The sequence below is a fragment of the Deltaproteobacteria bacterium genome (assembly GCA_026129095.1).
In the GTDB taxonomy this organism is placed as follows: Bacteria; JAGRBM01; JAGRBM01; order JAGRBM01; family JAHCIT01; genus JAHCIT01.
Genome location: JAHCIT010000007.1, coordinates 78897 through 95249 on the forward strand (window position 1 = coordinate 78897; position 16353 = coordinate 95249).

General features: G+C 62.3%; 15 protein-coding genes. 12 read left to right on the forward strand and 3 right to left on the reverse strand.

Going from position 1 to position 16353, the window contains the following annotated elements:
- Positions 1–18: 18 nt before the first annotated feature.
- From accC to KIT79_11190, 3 genes are all read left to right on the forward strand, one after another.
- Positions 19–1530: an acetyl-CoA carboxylase biotin carboxylase subunit gene (accC, locus tag KIT79_11180; protein MCW5829863.1), complete on the forward strand. Its 1512-nt coding sequence runs from the start codon at positions 19–21 to the stop codon at positions 1528–1530.
- Positions 1531–1566: 36 nt separating this feature from the next.
- A complete protein-coding gene (locus tag KIT79_11185; GenBank protein ID MCW5829864.1) occupies positions 1567–2085 on the forward strand; it encodes a biotin/lipoyl-binding protein in 519 nt (172 codons plus the stop codon).
- A gap of 152 nt (positions 2086–2237) precedes the next feature.
- Positions 2238–2507, forward strand: a complete 270-nt coding sequence (locus KIT79_11190) for a hypothetical protein (protein ID MCW5829865.1) — start codon at positions 2238–2240, stop codon at positions 2505–2507.
- 84 nt (positions 2508–2591) lie between these two features.
- On the opposite strand, the gene KIT79_11195 is transcribed toward KIT79_11190, so the two are convergent.
- The 3 genes from KIT79_11195 to KIT79_11205 form a co-directional block, all read right to left on the reverse strand.
- Complete coding sequence (locus KIT79_11195) at positions 2592–3167, reverse strand: hypothetical protein (GenBank protein ID MCW5829866.1); 576 nt, start codon at positions 3165–3167, stop codon at positions 2592–2594.
- A gap of 96 nt (positions 3168–3263) precedes the next feature.
- A complete protein-coding gene (locus tag KIT79_11200) occupies positions 3264–4463 on the reverse strand; it encodes a geranylgeranyl reductase family protein (protein ID MCW5829867.1) in 1200 nt (399 codons plus the stop codon).
- A 21-nt stretch (positions 4464–4484) separates the two neighbouring features.
- On the reverse strand, positions 4485–5201 hold the full coding sequence (locus KIT79_11205; protein ID MCW5829868.1) for a histidine phosphatase family protein: 717 nt from the start codon (positions 5199–5201) through the stop codon (positions 4485–4487).
- Positions 5202–5283: 82 nt separating this feature from the next.
- On the opposite strand from KIT79_11205, the gene KIT79_11210 reads away from it, so the two are divergent.
- The 9 genes from KIT79_11210 to clpX all read left to right on the forward strand — a co-directional run bounded on the left by KIT79_11210 (position 5284) and on the right by clpX (position 16323).
- Positions 5284–7137 carry a GNAT family N-acetyltransferase gene (locus tag KIT79_11210; GenBank protein ID MCW5829869.1) on the forward strand — a complete coding sequence of 618 codons (1854 nt, stop codon included), beginning with the start codon at positions 5284–5286 and terminating at the stop codon, positions 7135–7137.
- A 59-nt stretch (positions 7138–7196) separates the two neighbouring features.
- Entirely contained in the window at positions 7197–9470 is a 2274-nt protein-coding gene (locus KIT79_11215; GenBank protein ID MCW5829870.1) for a hypothetical protein, read from the forward strand.
- 137 nt (positions 9471–9607) lie between these two features.
- Positions 9608–10624: a 3-deoxy-7-phosphoheptulonate synthase gene (aroF, locus tag KIT79_11220; GenBank protein MCW5829871.1), complete on the forward strand. Its 1017-nt coding sequence runs from the start codon at positions 9608–9610 to the stop codon at positions 10622–10624.
- 98 nt (positions 10625–10722) lie between these two features.
- A complete protein-coding gene (gene rimI / locus KIT79_11225) occupies positions 10723–11265 on the forward strand; it encodes a ribosomal protein S18-alanine N-acetyltransferase (protein ID MCW5829872.1) in 543 nt (180 codons plus the stop codon).
- The gene (locus KIT79_11230) at positions 11262–12059 is read left to right on the forward strand and encodes a dihydroorotate dehydrogenase electron transfer subunit (protein MCW5829873.1); all 798 of its coding nucleotides are present in this window, start codon (positions 11262–11264) and stop codon (positions 12057–12059) included. The genes rimI and KIT79_11230 overlap by 4 nt, the downstream gene beginning before the upstream one ends.
- 191 nt (positions 12060–12250) lie before the next feature.
- Positions 12251–13165, forward strand: a complete 915-nt coding sequence (locus KIT79_11235; GenBank protein MCW5829874.1) for a dihydroorotate dehydrogenase — start codon at positions 12251–12253, stop codon at positions 13163–13165.
- Positions 13166–13168: 3 nt separating this feature from the next.
- Positions 13169–14119 (forward strand): SMP-30/gluconolactonase/LRE family protein, encoded by a 951-nt coding sequence (locus KIT79_11240; protein MCW5829875.1) that lies wholly within the window; start codon positions 13169–13171, stop codon positions 14117–14119.
- Between the two features lie 125 nt (positions 14120–14244).
- Entirely contained in the window at positions 14245–15099 is an 855-nt protein-coding gene (gene htpX / locus KIT79_11245; GenBank protein MCW5829876.1) for a zinc metalloprotease HtpX, read from the forward strand.
- A gap of 111 nt (positions 15100–15210) precedes the next feature.
- The gene (clpX, locus tag KIT79_11250) at positions 15211–16323 is read left to right on the forward strand and encodes an ATP-dependent Clp protease ATP-binding subunit ClpX (GenBank protein ID MCW5829877.1); all 1113 of its coding nucleotides are present in this window, start codon (positions 15211–15213) and stop codon (positions 16321–16323) included.
- Positions 16324–16353 lie beyond the last annotated feature (30 nt).

A 16353-nucleotide genomic window follows, 5' to 3' on the forward strand; every position in this document is an offset into this window, starting at 1 on the left:
GGAGCCAAACCACGAGTCATGAGCACCAAGAAAATAAAGAAACTGCTGGTCGCCAATCGCGGCGAGATTGCCATTCGCGTCATCCGGGCGGCGCGGGATCTTGGTATCCCCACGGTAGCGGTCTATTCCGATATCGACAGGACCGCCCTCCATGTGCGCATGGCCGACGAGGCGTACCACATCGGTCCCACCGAGAGCGCCCAGAGCTACCTCAGAGCGGACAAACTGATTGACGTAATGAAAAAGTCGGGCGCGAATGCCGTTCACCCCGGCTACGGCTTCCTTTCGGAGCGGACCCACTTTTCCCGCGCCGTGATCGACGCCGGGTACATATGGGTCGGCCCCCCACCAGATGCCATCGATGCCATGGGTTCCAAGACGGCCGCCCGCCAGCAGGCGACCAAGGGTGGCGTGCCGGTGGTTCCGGGAGACAAGGAGCCTATTCGCGATGCTACCGATGCCCGCAAGACTGCCAAGACCGTCGGCTATCCGATCATGGTCAAGGCCGTAAACGGCGGCGGCGGCAAGGGGATGCGTGTCGTACGATCTGACGCCGAACTGGACGGCGCATTGGCGCTCGCCCAGAACGAGGCCCAGGCATTTTTCGGCGACAGCTCAGTGTATATCGAAAAGTACATTGAAAACCCCCGCCACATCGAAATCCAGATCATTTTCGACGAACATGGGAATGGCGTTCACCTGTTTGAGCGCGAGTGTTCCCTCCAGCGGCGCCACCAGAAGGTTGTCGAGGAGTGCCCCTCTCCGTTTGTCCGGCCCGATGTGGCCGCCAAAATGGGCGAAGACGCCCTCAAGGCCGGCCGCGCCGTTGGCTACACGAATGCCGGGACGGTCGAGTTCATCATGGACGCGAACCAGAACTACTACTTCCTGGAGATGAATACCCGCATCCAGGTCGAGCACCCCGTGACCGAAATGGTGACGGGGGTCGATCTGGTGAAAACGCAGCTTCTGGTTGCCCAAGGCGAAAAATTGCCGTTCAGGCAATCCGATATCGTCAAGCGCGGGCACGCCATTGAGTGCCGTATCTGCGCCGAGGATCCCGCAAACAACTACATGCCGTCACCAGGCCTCATTACCCACCTCCAGAATCCGGAGGGTCCCGGTGTCCGGGTGGACAGCGGTGTCTATGAAGGGTGGGAAGTCCCCATGTCCTACGACCCGATGATCGCCAAGCTCATCACCTGGGGCAGCGACCGCCGGGAAGCCACCCAGCGCATGCGCCGGGCCCTGCTCGAGTATAAGATCGGCGGCATCACGACCAACATTCCCTTCCACCTGGCGCTGCTGGAGCATCCCGATTTCGGCACCGCCGCCTTCGATACGCACTGGCTGGACAACAAGTTCAAATTCCAGGCCCAGCCGGCGCCAAGCGACGAAATGCCCCTCGCCCTCGCCGCCGCGGCCCTTGCGCGCAAGGATTCAGCCGTACCCGCAGCACAGCCTGATGGGGGCTCCAGCGGGAGCATGTGGAAGATCGTAGGGCGCGAGGCCCAGCTCCGCCGGCTCTAGAACGTACTCCCCACGGGAAGGACAGGTTTCAACAGCATGCAACTGCAGATCGAATGGAACGGCAAACCGGTCACCGTACAGCTCCGGCCAAGGGACAACGGCACATGGGAAATGGAAAGCGGCGGCAAGATGTTCGCCGTGGATGTCCGCGCGATCACCCGCAACCTTTATCACCTCATCCTTGATGGCCGCAGCTACGACGTTCAGGTGACCAGTTCCGGATCCGAAGTGATCCTGAGCCGCCGGGGCGGGAATATCACCCTCAAGACACCAGACGAACGCAAATGGTCCGGGTCGGCTGCCGGTGGCGGCGCATCGGACGGCACCATAGCCGCCCCCATGCCCGGCAAGGTCGTGAAGTATCACATAAAGGTTGGCGATACAGTTCAGGCCGGACAGGGTGTTGTCATCGTCGAAGCAATGAAGATGCAGAACGAACTGAAAAGCCCTGTGAATGGCAAGGTCGTGAAACTGGGCCCCGCCGAGGGAACCGCCGTCGAATCGGGTATTCTGCTGATTCAGATTGAGCCGGACTCTGCATCCAGTCCCTCCTAAAATATATTATTCCCAATAATTACAGCGGCTTATAAGCATCTCCCATAACATTCTTGCAAATCGGGTAGCCTCCACTACTGTCATTTGCACGAGAGAACCGGCTTCCATACATACAGGGATGTCCGGAAAGAAAGAGGAGGTCTATACGACCAATGAAAGCACGTTCGACTGCAACCATCCTGTCACTTCTCGGCGCAGGCCTGATGGTACTGCCGGGCTGTCCGCCCAAATCCGAAGAAGCCGCCCCGCAACCGGCAGCGGTCCCGACACCGCCGCCTCCGCCACCCCCGGTTGAAGCCCCGCCACCCGCTGAGGAAGTTGTTCCAGCTGAGAGCGCCCCGGCAGAAGGCACTGCACCCGCAGAAGGTGCCGCTCCGGCGGAAGCCCCCGCCGGCAATCCGGCTGGCGGACTGACCCCCTGATCCCACACGGTTTCCTGAAACAGGAATCCCGGAAGAACGCTCGACTCTGCAAGGAGCCGGGCGTTCTGTTTTCTGGCCATTCTTTCAGGTGAAGTGGAACTCGTTCTGCTGGGAAACGGGAAGTCCCGCGCACCGCTCACGTATGACCGTCAGCCGTGTCCCCGTTTCCTTCCGGAGCACAGCCAGCTTGCTGCTCACCTCGCCGCTCTCGCCAGCCGCACCGCCCGCACTTTCCCGAAGCTTGACGAGAATCGGCCCGGTCAGCTCCGCCGAGCGGATCAGGCCATCCAGAAGCACCTGGCGGAATGACTCCACCAGTTCCACGGCCTCCTGCGGCTTGTCATGCCCGCTGTCCAGCCATGTCTTGATCTGGACCATCGCACGCGACGACCAGGCCCGGTTGAGGCTGCCTGTACTTTCAAGGGCTTTTTCGGTCTCGATCATCCACTCGGCAAGGCGGTCCCGGTCACCGATACTGAGCAGGGGGCCCGAAACGGCAGTATCGGCTGGCTCAGCCGCGGCATCCCCGCCGCCAGTCCGGGGCCTACGCTGGCGTGGCCGCTTGGCGGCCGGGACCGTCCCGGCCGGAAGAGTTTCCTTGCCCCTAGCCCATAGCCGATAGCCCAGAATGCCGGTTACAACGCCGCCGGCAAAACTCATCAACAAAAAATATCCAACCGGTGTCAGCACGGATAAAGGGTTCCCGCACGCATCCTGTTAACCGGCAGCGGCGCGAAAAGTCCACCACCGAACCGGCTAAAATCCCAGAATCACCTTCCGGTACAGACTGAGCGGAAGGCCCCGTCCGTCGCCGATCAGGACGCTGGCGAACTGGTTCCGGATTTCCTCGTTCTCGACGGCCAGCTTCATGCTTCGTTCAACCAGTCGCGGGAAGCGGAACATCCGCTGCATCCGGTAGCCCATGGACATGGTATGGCCAAACCGGCGCATGCATTCCTTCCCGTAAGGATCAAGCTCCTTCTTTGTGTAGTTTCCCCCGGCTCCGTGTACCGTCAGGATCATCCCGGCGGCCGCCTCGCCGGACTCCAGAGCGTATTCGATCCCCTCACCCGTGAGCGGGTGAATGAATCCCGCCGCATCGCCCGCAAAGATCACCCGGTCGGCGGTGAACGGGTCGTAGTAGGATCCGAACGGGAGATAGTGTCCGCGAGGCTTCCCCTCACAGGTGGCGTTCTTCAGTTCCACCTGCATGCGGGGATTGAGCTTCACGAAGTCGTCGAACAAGTCCGGGAGCTTGCGACCCGACTCCTTCAGATAGTCCTCACGGATACCGAGCCCGACATTCGCCCGGCCGCCCTCCAGCGGAAACAGCCAGCCGTAGGCCGGCAGAAGCTGCTTGTCCCAGGATATTTCGAACGCCCCCGCCGAATCGGGCGCGACCCCCGAGTAGTACGCCCGGATCGCCCAGGCCCCATGCTTCGCTGTCCTCTTGTCCAGTTTCAGCTTGCGGCGGATGATGGAGTTCGCCCCGTCGGCTGCAACCAGCACCTTTGCGGCGTATTCATCCCCGCCCTCGGCTGTACAAATGATCTTGCCATCCTCGCGCCGGACTCCGGTCACGCGGCAACCCGACTGGAGCCTGGCGCCGGCATCAAGCGCGTTCTGGAGAAGCATGCTGTCCAGTTCGTAGCGGGGAACCACGAAACCCTGCCCGCCAAAGCACTCCTTCGGCATCTCCAGTTCGGCCAACGTACCAAATGGGGAAATCATCCGGACGGAGGTAATGCGGCGGTATTTCCCCTCGATTTTCTCGCGTAGCCCGAGCCGCTCGATCATCCGTGTCGAACGCGGCGTGAGGCCATCGCCACACACCTTGTCACGGGGAAAGCGGGACTGATCCAGCAGGAGCGGGCGCAATCCGGCCCTCGCCAGAAAGTACGCTGCCGAGCTGCCAGCAGGACCGGCACCGGCAATCAGCACATCCACTTCAGGCATTTCCCCTTCCCTTCCGGTCCCTCACCCTACCTTAAGATGCCGGGCAGCGGCGAACTCCCTCAGAACAAGCGACCCATCGGGGCGCACGTCGGTAGTGGTGATAGAGCCGTTCCGGACGTACCGGGTAACACGCACCGGCGGCCCGGTCCGGCAGAACCGGTCGGCCAGATAGGTGATGACATATCCATGACAGAATACCGCTATTGAATCGCCAGGATCGTGACTTTTGATGATGCCGCTGACCGCACGGGTGAGGCGTGCGTGGAACTCCGCAGGAGTCTCTCCGCCGCGGGTAAGGCCCCGCTCCCACCGGTAATACATGGTGGGAATAACTGTCGCGCCGAGCACAAGAACCTTTACTCTATCCGGCAAAAGCGGTGCACCCGTCACCCCACGGATAAACCGCCAGGTCAGTTCGTCCTCCGAGAGTTTCCCCGCACGCACCTCCCGTAGGTCATCGGTGACCGTGATTTTATGGCCGGTAATGCCCGCCAGCGCCTCGGCCGTCTCGCGGGCGCGAATCATCGTGGAAGACCAGACCGACTTGATCGGTCGGCGGGCCAGCACCTGGGCGGCGGCCTCGGCCTCCCGGCGGCCCTTTCCCGAAAGCGGGCCCTCTTCCTCCTGTCCCAGCACCCGGTTCAGGAGGGCAAGGTCTGGGCCTCCTTTTGTTGTGCGAAACTGGTCACGCAGCCGCGCCGATTCCATCTCACCATGCCGGATCCAGTAGATACGCAACGGACGCCCCCTCCGGCTGCCATCCTGACCGCCGGTGCGGGGAATTCTCAAGAGCGGCGAACGTGTTAGACTCCCGCCATCCATGCCACCCGATCTTTCACCCCATCCCAAGACCGTCTCCGCCCTGCAGGCGGTGGAGCGCATCCAGCCGGGCGAACGGGTCTACCTGGCCACGGGGGCGGCCGTGCCGGGGGCTATCGTGCAAGCCATCGTCGAAAGTCCCCGTCTCGCACCGGATATCGAAGTGGTTCAGCTCTTTACGCTTGGCGATGCTCCCTACCTAGGACGTCCCGGCCTCCGGTCGTCGGTTTTCTTTGTTGCCAGGAACAGCCGGGATGCAGTGAACAGCCAGGCTACATCTTTTTTCCCGGCACATCTTTCGGAACTGCCCGCCCTCATGCGCCACGGGCCGCTGGCCCCGGACGTGGTGGCCGTCTCGGTGACACCGCCCGACCCGCACGGTTTCGTCTCGCTCGGACCGTCGGTGGATCTCTCGCTTGCCGCCATGGAACCGGCCCGCCTCATCATCGGTCAGGTCAACCGCTTCCTGCCCCGTACCCGCGGCGCGGCGCTACTACCGGTACAGAGGTTTCACCTGCTGGTGGCGGCCGATGCTCCCCTCCCCGAGTACCAGGAACAGAGCGATCCCCGAATTGTCGCCGATGCCCGGAAGATTGGCGCGATCCTGGCTGACCTTGTACCCAAAGAGGCGACTATCCAGTGTGGCATCGGAAGCTGGATCGGCCATTCACTGAGAATGCTCGCCTCACATAAGAGCCTGTCCATCCACACGGAGCTGTTCTCTGACGGGCTCACGTCACTAGTCACGGCGGGAACCGCCGTGTCAGGAACCGCCAGTTTCGCCATCGGCTCGGCAGAACTGTACCGGTTCATCGGAACTCCGGACGGACCGGAGTTCGAGCCGTCGGATGATGTGTGCAGTCCGAAACGGATTGCCGCAATACCGAAAATGACCAGCATCAATACGGCTCTCGAAATCGATCTCACCGGCCAGGTCTGTGCCGACTCCCTTGGTGGATACTTCTATTCCGGTCCTGGCGGATTTTCCGATTTTCAGCGGGGAGCGGCCCTTTCCCCCGGCGGCTGCCCGATCATTGCCCTGAGGTCCACTGCCATCGGCGGCCGTCACAGCCGGATCGTACCGTCGCTGGCCGCTGGCGCAGGTCTCGCCGCCGCACGTGCCGATATCCACTGGATCGTGACCGAGTGGGGTGCAGCCAATCTGCACGGAAAAAGCATCCGCGACCGGGCCCTGGCACTTACCGAACTGGCCCATCCCGACTTCCGCCGCGAGCTGATGAACACCGCCCGCGAGCGGCGGCTGGTTTATGTCAAGGACCAGCTCCCGGCCGGTACCGAACGACGCTATCCGCACGAGCTGATCGAGAAAGTCCTCCTGAAGGACGGCAGCACGGTGCGGATCCGTCCCCTCCGCCAGTCGGACGAGGAACGGCTGCGCGAACTTTTCTATTCTGGCTCCGAAAACTCCATATACCGCCGCTTCCACACCGCCCTACGTTCGTTTCCCAGTGACCGGCTGAGGCTGTTCTTCGACCAGGACTATCACAGCCGCCTGAGCCTTGGTGTGTATGAGACTGAAGACTCCGACGAAGCCCTCATCGGACTTGCCAGCTACGCCCTCGACCGCAAATCCCGTTTTGCCGAGATGGCCGTGCTGGTCCGTGACGACCGGCAGAAGCTGGGACTGGGTCCGATTCTCACCGAACGGCTCATCCGGATAGCCCGAAGCAAGGGATTCAAGGGACTCACCGCCTATATCCAAGCCGATAACCGGCCGATGATGCGTCTTGTGGAAACCTCCGGCCTGCCTTTCCGCAAGGAACTCAGCAGCGGTATCTATGAAGTCTGGATGCCATTCGCGCCGGAGCCGCCGGCAAAGGAGACACGCGGCTGAAACCGCTGAATACACTGATCCTTGTACTGGCCGTTTTCTGGCTGTTCGCCCCGGCCTTCGTGAACGGCGAAACCCTCTGGTCGCGGGATATCGCCGTCAACCACCTGCCGAATCTCGGCTACTGGATGCACCGGGTAGCCGGGGGAGAACTTCCCCACTGGAACCCCTATTCCGGAGGCGGCATGCCCTATGCCGCTGACCCGGTGCAGGGGACATTCTACCCGCCAAAGCTGCTCATCCTGGCGACGAGCGACCCCGTAACCGCCTACAACTGGATCATTGCGCTGCACATGCTGGTTGCGGCGCTGGGCCTTGAACGGCTCCTTCGGGGTGCCGGTCTTGGCGCATTCGGAGCACTGGCCGGGGCGCTCATCTTCCTGTTCAGCGGGCCTATGGCAGCCGATACCCGGCAAACCCAGTTCATGTTCGCCCTTGCCTGGATGCCCTGGATGCTGGATGCTGCCCGGTGCCATCTTGCGGCCGGCGACTGCCTTTCGGGCCCGCTGCTTTCTGTATACGGCGGCCTGATACTCCTGGCTGGCGAACCGCAAACTTTCCTTGTCGCGTGGGGCACCGTGCTCCTTTACTGGTTCTGTACACCCGCTCCTATAGAACCGGGATCTCCGCGGAAAACACTCGCCACCAGCATTGGCAGCGCAGCCCTGTGGGGATCGCTCGGTATTGGGCTCAGCCTCATCCAGTGGGTTCCGGCCTGGATCATCGCGCAGGAGTCATCCCGTGCGACAGCGGGACTTGGCTATGCGGCGGCCGCCGAATGCTCCTTCCATCCGGTACGGCTCATGGAACTGTTCCTGCCACAGGTATTCGGCAGCGACATACGGGAGATGACCGCCTGGAGTCCGAAATTCTCCTGCAGCGAGCAGATGCCGGTGTTCTATTTCCATTCGTTGTACACCGGCATTGCTACCCTTGCTCTCCTGCCGCTGGTATTCGTGAAAACACGCGATGCGCGGCCGGTGGCCGTCCTCAAAACTTTAGCCCTCTGGCTCACGGGGCTGTCACTGGTGATCTCGATGGGACCATCCAGTCCCATTGATCTCTACCGTATCCTTTACGACTGGTTGCCATCATGGAACCGGCTCCGGTTCCCGGAGCGGCTACTCCCATGGACGGCACTGGGGTTATCGGTCCTCGCAGCCATCGCCGCGAACCGATGGGAGACATCGCTCCGACTTCGGGACAGGCGGCGGTGGTACCCGGCTGTGGCTGCGGCAATTCTTCTGGCAATCATTGTTCTGCCTCCCTGGACGGCGATTTTCTCCAAACTGGACCCCCGTGCCTTCACATGGGCCGAGCCGGTGATCCTCCATGCGGCTAGAGACGGCCTCGCCGCTGCCCTCCTCTCCCTCGCAGTGTTTGTGATCACCGCCTTACGCTGGCCCGGCACGGCGGGCTTGCTGCTACCGGTTCTGCTGTTCATGGACGCTGGCAAACAGGCGGGGCGGACGATGGACTTCTGGCCCGACCCGGCGTTCATCCGGACCGAGCCGGAACTCGCCTCTCATCTCCGCATCCTGAACAGTTCCGGCCCGGCACCGCTCCGGTACGGTCCTCCCGGTGTACTGGTTACCCCTGCCAACCAGTATCGGGTGGCCGATCCGGTCACTCTGGCCGCCGCCAAGAACGCTGCCCTCGCCATCGACCAGGGGATTCTGTACCAGGTATCGGCCACCGCCACCGGCAACACACTGAAGTCGGCACGGCTGGAACTCGCCGAGCATTTTCTGGATCCTGTCCTTTACGAACGGCTCCACGGGGCGTCGGTCATCGTCGCCGACCGGCAGTTTCCGCTGGAGAGCAAACAGTTCCACGCCGTTCATGAAACCCCGCAGGTAACAGTCTACCGGAACGGCGGGAACTCTTCCCGCGTGATCTGTCCCAGCTGGTGGGACAGCCTTCCCGATAACGAGGGAACTGTGCGGTTCATGGCTACCCCCGCCAGCCAGTTCGATCCCGACACAATGGCCGTCGGTCCGTTTGCCTCGGCCGGCACACGGGACACGCCAGCCGTAACCTGCCGTCTCGTCTCCTGGTCGGAGGAGCGGTACGAGATAGAGGTGACACAAACTGACGATGCGCCGGTTGTCCTGCGTGAACTGTTTACCTCCGGATGGACGGCAAGGCTCGAAAATGTCCGCCCGCTCGACATCCTGCCTGCCAACCATCTCCACCAGGCGGTGGTGGCTGGCCCCGGTAAGCACCGGATCATTTTTGAATACCGGACGCCGGGGCTTCTGGCGGGGGCCGCCGGAACGCTACTATCGCTCGTTCTCTTGGGACTGCTTGCCGTCCGACCGCGCCAGACGCACTGAATCGCCCTTAAGGGCACGCCTCAGGCAGCCGATTTTGACGCCGTGCGGCCATCGGCTACGTTAGGCGGCCTTACGGTACGGCCCATGGGCTGGAAATTACAGGGCTTTGAAGCCCTCAGAGGACGGTAGCGACCCACATGATCGTAGTATTCAAGCCGGATGCGACCCAGGAACAGGTTGACCAGGTGGCCGAACAGGTCACAGGCATGGGGCTCCGGGTCCACTTCAACAAAGGCGCGGAGCGGACGATCATGGGAGCGGTTGGCGACGACCGCAAGCTCCAGAGCGCCAACTGGCAGAGCTGGCCAGGCGTCGAGCAGGTGATCCCGATTCTTGCCCCGTACAAGCTGGTGAGCCGCGACTTCCAGAAGCACGATTCATCCATTGACGTGCGCGGCGAGCGGATCGGCGCGAAGGACAAGATGCAGGTGATGGCGGGTCCGTGCTCGGTGGAGAGCGTCGAACAGATGATGCACCTGGCCGATGTGGTGAAGACCGAGGGCCTGGGGTTCATGCGTGGCGGCGCCTACAAGCCCCGCACCTCGCCCTATGCCTTCCAGGGACTGGAGAGCGAGGGACTCGACATCCTCATGGAAGCCAAGAAGAAGACCGGCCTCCGCATCGTAACCGAACTGATGGACCCGCGCGACATTCCGCTATTCGAGGGCCGGGCCGACGTGATCCAGATCGGCGCACGAAACATGCAGAACTTCCGGCTGCTGAAGGAAGTGGGGCAACTGAAGACCCCGGTGCTCCTGAAGCGGGGCCTCGCCAATACGCTGAAGGAACTGCTCATGGCAGCCGAATACATCGCCGCCGGCGGCAACCTGAACATCATCCTGTGCGAGCGCGGCATCCGCACGTTCGAGACCGACACCCGCAACACCTTCGATGTGAGCGCCATTCCGGTGCTGAAGGAAAAGACGCATCTCCCGGTCATCGCCGACCCCTCGCACGCCGGTGGGCGCTGGGATCTGGTGGAGCCTCTGGCACTGGCTGCCGTCGCCGCCGGAGCCGACGGCCTCATCGTCGAGATTCACCACCAGCCGGAGAAGGCCCTCTGCGACGGCGACCAGGCGCTAAAGCCACCCAAGTTCGTCAAGCTGATGGAGAAGATCCGCGCCGTCGCCAAGATCGTCGGCCGCGACGCCTGAGGATACGCCGCTTCCCCTCCCGAAGTGGAGTAACTGGCGAGCCGAAAGGCCACTTCCCCGCCTTGCCCCCTGCCCTTCCTCTCCGGAATACTCCCGCCGTGAGCGCCGATCCCGAGTCGAGGAATCCGCCGGTTGAGCTCTCCCGCATGCGGGAACTCGACCTCGACGAGATCATGCGGGTCGAAAGGCTGTCGTTCAGCTCCCCCTGGAAACGGGACATGTTCCTGGAGGAGCTGAACCGGCACCACTCAGTCACCTGGGTGGCGCGGGCAGCGGGACTTTCCGCCAGACCCCTGATCGGTTATGTGATGTTCTGGCTGATCGCTGATGAACTGCATATCCTCAACATCGCCGTCGATCCCGACTGGCGGCAGATGGGGATCGGCACCAGGCTCATGGAAACGGTGCTCACCGCCGCCAAGGGGCATCAGAGCGCGCTCATCGTGCTGGATGTCCGTCCGGCCAACCGGGCGGCCCGGAAACTCTATGAGAGATTCGGTTTCAGGACCGTGGGCGTCCGGCCGCAGTATTATTCGGACACCGGCGAGGATGCGCTGGTGATGGTGCGCGAGGCCCCGTTCGAGCCCATGTGCCCCGGCAAACCGGCCGGCGGCAGTCCAGCAAGCGAAGGGAACCCATGACCGTCGAAACTCCTGTTACCGCAAGCTTCCAGTCGGCCCGTCGTCTTTCGCCGGGCAATGACCCAGCCGGAGCCATGTACGAGATCAGGTTCCGGATGCTATCCGGCCACCAGCCGGCCCGTCCGGGCCAGTTTTATATGGTCCGCCCGGCCATCGGCTCTGCGCCGCTGCTTCCCCGCCCGCTTGCGCCGTTTCTGGACACCAGGGACGAGATCGCCTTCGGCATCCGGGTGATAGGCGACGGCACACGGCGCATGATCGCTGCGATGAAAGGCGAGCCGTGGACCGTACTGGGGCCTTACGGCAACGGATTCGACGCGCCCGTCACTCCCAGGGAAAAGATATGGCTCGTGGGTGGCGGCATCGGCGTGCCCCCGCTCGTTCACCTGGCCAGCCAGTATCCATCTGACTACACGGCGATCATCGGCGCGAAAACCGGTGGTGAACTCCACTGGACCCGGCAGTTCGGCGGCGCGGGGGTGTTCCTCTCGACCGACGACGGCTCGGAAGGTTTCAGGGGGACGGCGGCAGACCTGCTGCGCCATCTTCTGTCCAGGGCCACCAAGCCCGACCGGATCATCACCTGCGGTCCCCACCCGCTCATGGCGGCCACGGCTGCCATTTGCCGCGCCGCCAACATCCGGTGCGATGTATCGCTTGAGGAACGGATGGCCTGTGGTACCGGAATCTGCATCAGCTGCGTTTGCCGTATCCGCACGCCAGACGGTAACTACCGCCATGCCCGCGTCTGCGCGGAAGGCCCTGTTTTCCCCGCCGAGGAGGTTCACTGGTGAGCCCGAAGAAAAAAGCCAAGGCCCCTGCCCGCAAGGCGGCATCCAAAGCCAGAGGGAAAAGACCGGCTACGAAGTCCGTCAGCCGCCCGAAGACACGGATCACCGTGAAAGCAGCCCACCGGCCTGCCGAAAAGCTCCCGCCGGTGGATCTCACCGCGCAGGTCGGAACCCTGGTGTTCAAGAACCCGGTCATGCTCGCCTCCGGGTGCGGCGGCTACGGCCCGGAACTGAAGGAGTTCTACGAGCCGTCCATCCTGGGCGGCATCGTCGTCAAGAGTCTCTCGCTGAAGGCCCGGCTGGGGAATGCTACTCCCCGCACCGTGGAAACGGCCTCTGGCATGCTGAACGCCATCGGTATCCAGAGCGGCGGTATTCATGACTTCATCGAGACAAAGCTCCCGGCGCTCACCGGCGCCCGGACCGTCGTCATCGCCTCGATCTTCGAGGAAACCATTGGCGGCTATGCTGAACTGGCAAAAGTTCTGGACCATGTGGAGCGCGTGAACGGGATCGAGGTGAATCTTTCCTGCCCGAACGTGGAAAAGGGCGGGATCGTGTTCGGCACCGACCCCTCACAGGCGGCACTGGTCATCGAGGCGGTCCGCCGGGCCACCACCAAGCCGGTCTGGGCGAAGCTCTCGCCGAATGTCACCAGCGTGGTGGATATCGCCAAGGCGGTGGAGAGCGCAGGTGCCGACGCCGTGACCGCCATCAACACCCTGCAGGGGATGGCCGTTGACTGGCGCGCCCGGAAGCCGGTCCTCGCCAACCGGACAGGTGGCCTGTCAGGCCCGGCCATCAAGCCTGTGGCTCTCAGAATCGTGGACGAACTGAAGCGCTCCGACCTCGGGATTCCGATTGTTGGCGCTGGGGGAATCTCCAGCGCCGAGGATATTTGCGAGTTTCTGGCGACGGGGGCTTCGGCGGTGCAACTCGGTACGATCAACTATCTGGACCCCAAGGCCGCGCCCCGGCTCATCACCGACCTTAACCGGCTGCTGGCGAAGGAAAATATCCCCAGTGCCCGGAGCCTCGTCGGGGCAATCTCCGGGGGCTCGATGAAACAGATGTCCCGTGATCTCGCCGAATTTTTCAAGAGCTTTTAGCAAATGAAGAACGGCCTCTACGGATCACGGAAACGGCTTCCACCACCGAAGCTCATCCCCGTTCCGGCCGCCAAGCCCGAGGATGTTGTCGTCGATACCGACGGTTCGCTCATCACCGGCACCGAGGACGGCCAGATATTCCGGCTGGACCCCGTCACGGGCAAGGCAGTCCGGATCGCCCGCACCGGCGGACGGCCCCTGGGGATTGAATTCCTTCCGGACCGAAAGCTTCTTATCTGCGACAGCAAGCGGGGACTGCTGGCGGCCGATCCGGCCACCGGCAAGGTCGAGGTTCTACTGGACAGGGTGGGTGGCCGCCAGATGCGGTTCTGCAACAACGCCGCCGTCGCCAGCGACGGGACTGTCTACTTCAGCGATTCATCGCTCCGGTACGGCATCGACCACTACCGCCGCGATGTGATCGAGAACCGGCCGAGCGGCCGGCTCCTCCGGTTCACACCTGCAAAAACAGTCGACGTGTTGATTGAAAATATCCCGTTTGCCAATGGCGTGGCACTGGCACCTGACGAATCGTTTGCCGTCGTTGCGGAAACCGCCGGATACTGTCTGACCCGTTACTGGCTGAAGGGCCCCCAGACCGGCCGGAGCGATACCTTCGCCGCCGACCTGCCGGGGATGCCGGACAATCTCTCCACCGGCTCGGACGGACTGCTCTGGGTGGCGCTCGCCTCGCCACGGGATCGCCGGCTCGAATCGATCCTGAAGCTCCCCTATCCCTTGAGAAAGCTGCTCTCACGGATACCGGAATCAGTCGGTCCGGCTGTGGCGCGCAGCGTCCTGATGATGGCGTTCGATTTTTCGGGCCGCTGTGTACACAACCTTGAAGGTGATGCCGGTTCCTTCCATATGGTCACTGGTGTGCGTGAATATCAGGGAACGATCTACGCTGGCAGCATTGTCGAAAGCGCCATAGCGGCGTTTCGGTTCGCCTAATTCCTCAAGCATTTTTAATAGTTACATCCCTTGCCGCCTCCGCCAGCCGTGCAAATATTCAAGCGGCGGAGCGGGTTCACTGGCTGGCTACCAGTTGTTGTACCGCTACCCGGAGGACTACCCTGATGTTCGCAAACCGGCTCAAGACCTTTCTTCTTCTGGCAGGACTGTCGGCGCTGCTCATCTATGTAGGCGCGCTGCTCGGCGGAGAGACCGGCCTCATCATGGCATTCGGCATGGCCATCCTGATGAATGTGGGAAGTTACTGGTTTTCCGACAAGATCGTCCTGCGTATGTACCGGGCCCGCCCGGTTACACCGGAACAGGCACCGCGCCTCTATGCGCTCTGCGAGAAACTGGCAAGGAACGCGAAGATTCCGATGCCGCGCATCTACATCATCCCCGAACAGACGCCCAATGCCTTTGCCACGGGCCGCAATCCCGAGCATGGCGTCGTGGCGCTCACCGAAGGCATCATGAACATGCTGAACGAGCGTGAACTGGCTGGCGTGATCGCCCACGAGATGGGGCACATCAAGAACCGGGATATCCTGGTACAGACCGTGGCGGCCGTCATCGCAGCAGCGCTCCAGTTTCTCGCCCACTTCGCCATGTTCTTCAGCGGCGGCCGCCGCGACGAGCGGGGAACGCATCCGGCCATTGCCATCATCATCATGATCCTGTCGCCGATTGCGGCCCTGCTGATCCAGTCCATGATTAGCCGTACCCGCGAATACATGGCCGATTCGACTGGCGCGGCCATCGCCCAGGATACACAGGGACTCCAGAGCGCGCTGATGAAGATCGACAACTACGCCCGGGGCGTCCCGATGCAGCATACCCATGAGGCGACCGCCCACATGTTCATCATCAACCCGCTCGCGGGGGGTGGCCTCGTCAAGCTGTTCTCCACCCACCCCGCCACCCAGGAGCGGGTGAAGGCCTTGCAGGAGCTCGATATCCGTACTGTGCAATTGTAAGAGGAGACGCCGGGCACGTCTCTTATGCCCCGCCGCGTCAAATATTTTTCGGATTGCGAGCCGATGCCCCGTAGCCGCTGAGGCTGCTTCAGGGGTAAAATACCTCGACGTATGCCTCCGGTGACGCCACCCACCCGGCCTGCGCCGCCACAGCGGCCCGCCCCTGTACAGCTCACGCCACGGCAGATATATACCCACCTCGACCGGTTCGTAATCGGCCAGGACACGGCCAAGAAGGTCGTCGCAACCGCTGCCTATAATCACTACAAGCGGCTCTTCCACTCCGACCGGCGCCCCGAATACCCCATTCGCAAGTCGAACATATTGCTGATCGGCCCTACTGGTTGCGGCAAGACACACATCGCCCGCAACCTGGCCCAGATACTCGACGCACCTTTCACTGTCTGTGATGCCACCGAATACACGGAAGCCGGATACTATGGAAAAGACGTGGAGGTGATGGTCGCCGAGCTGCTGTTCAAGACCGGCGGCAATGTGGATGCAGCCCAGCGCGGAATCATCTTCATCGACGAAATCGACAAGATCGCCCGGCGGACCGGGAATATGCGTACCGGGGCGGGCTCCCGCGACATCGGCGGTGAGGGAGTCCAGCAGGCTCTGCTCAAGATGCTGGAAGGGCAAAAGATGTTCGTCCCGATGAACGTGACGCAACACTGGAACCGGCATGATTTCGTCGAAGTGGACACAACCAACATCCTCTTTATCTGCGCGGGTGCATTCAGTGATCTCCGGCCGGAACTGGAAGCCCGGCCCATCGGGTTCAGCACCGGCGGCAACGAGCAGGCACCCCAGACGTTACGCCGCAACCGGATAACAAACCGGGAACTCTCCAACTACGGGCTTATCCCCGAACTGCTGGGGCGCCTGCCGGTGGTGGTAGAAATGGACCCGCTGACCCGGGACGAGATGATCCGGGTCGTCACGACTCCACCAGACTCCATCCTGAACGAATACACCCAGCTGCTTGCCATGGATGGTGTCACGCTGGATATCCGGCCCGAGGCAGTAGAAGTGGTTGTGGACTGCGCGATAGGGCAGCGGGTGGGTGCCAGAGGCATCAGATCCATCATGGAAGTGCTGTTCCGGGATGTACTATTTGAGGCGCCCGAACGGACCGGAGAGACATTTGTTGCGACGGGTGAATGGGTCAGGGAGCGAATCGCCGGAATGCAGGGACCGGATGGCGGATTATCCGTGTCCTGATCCCCTCGCTTCGCAGTACAACGGAGAGAG

Bases quoted from the DNA above. Each gene is read 5' to 3' on its own strand.
- accC (MCW5829863.1), top strand. From the start codon at position 19: ATGAGCACCAAGAAAATAAAGAAACTGCTGGTCGCCAATCGCGGCGAG.
- KIT79_11185 (MCW5829864.1), top strand. From the start codon at position 1,567: ATGCAACTGCAGATCGAATGGAACGGCAAACCGGTCACCGTACAGCTC.
- KIT79_11190 (MCW5829865.1), top strand. From the start codon at position 2,238: ATGAAAGCACGTTCGACTGCAACCATCCTGTCACTTCTCGGCGCAGGC.
- KIT79_11195 (MCW5829866.1), bottom strand. From the start codon at position 3,167: ATGAGTTTTGCCGGCGGCGTTGTAACCGGCATTCTGGGCTATCGGCTA.
- KIT79_11200 (MCW5829867.1), bottom strand. From the start codon at position 4,463: ATGCCTGAAGTGGATGTGCTGATTGCCGGTGCCGGTCCTGCTGGCAGC.
- KIT79_11210 (MCW5829869.1), top strand. From the start codon at position 5,284: ATGCCACCCGATCTTTCACCCCATCCCAAGACCGTCTCCGCCCTGCAG.
- aroF (MCW5829871.1), top strand. From the start codon at position 9,608: ATGATCGTAGTATTCAAGCCGGATGCGACCCAGGAACAGGTTGACCAG.
- KIT79_11230 (MCW5829873.1), top strand. From the start codon at position 11,262: ATGACCGTCGAAACTCCTGTTACCGCAAGCTTCCAGTCGGCCCGTCGT.
- KIT79_11235 (MCW5829874.1), top strand. From the start codon at position 12,251: ATGCTCGCCTCCGGGTGCGGCGGCTACGGCCCGGAACTGAAGGAGTTC.
- KIT79_11240 (MCW5829875.1), top strand. From the start codon at position 13,169: ATGAAGAACGGCCTCTACGGATCACGGAAACGGCTTCCACCACCGAAG.
- htpX (MCW5829876.1), top strand. From the start codon at position 14,245: ATGTTCGCAAACCGGCTCAAGACCTTTCTTCTTCTGGCAGGACTGTCG.
- clpX (MCW5829877.1), top strand. From the start codon at position 15,211: ATGCCTCCGGTGACGCCACCCACCCGGCCTGCGCCGCCACAGCGGCCC.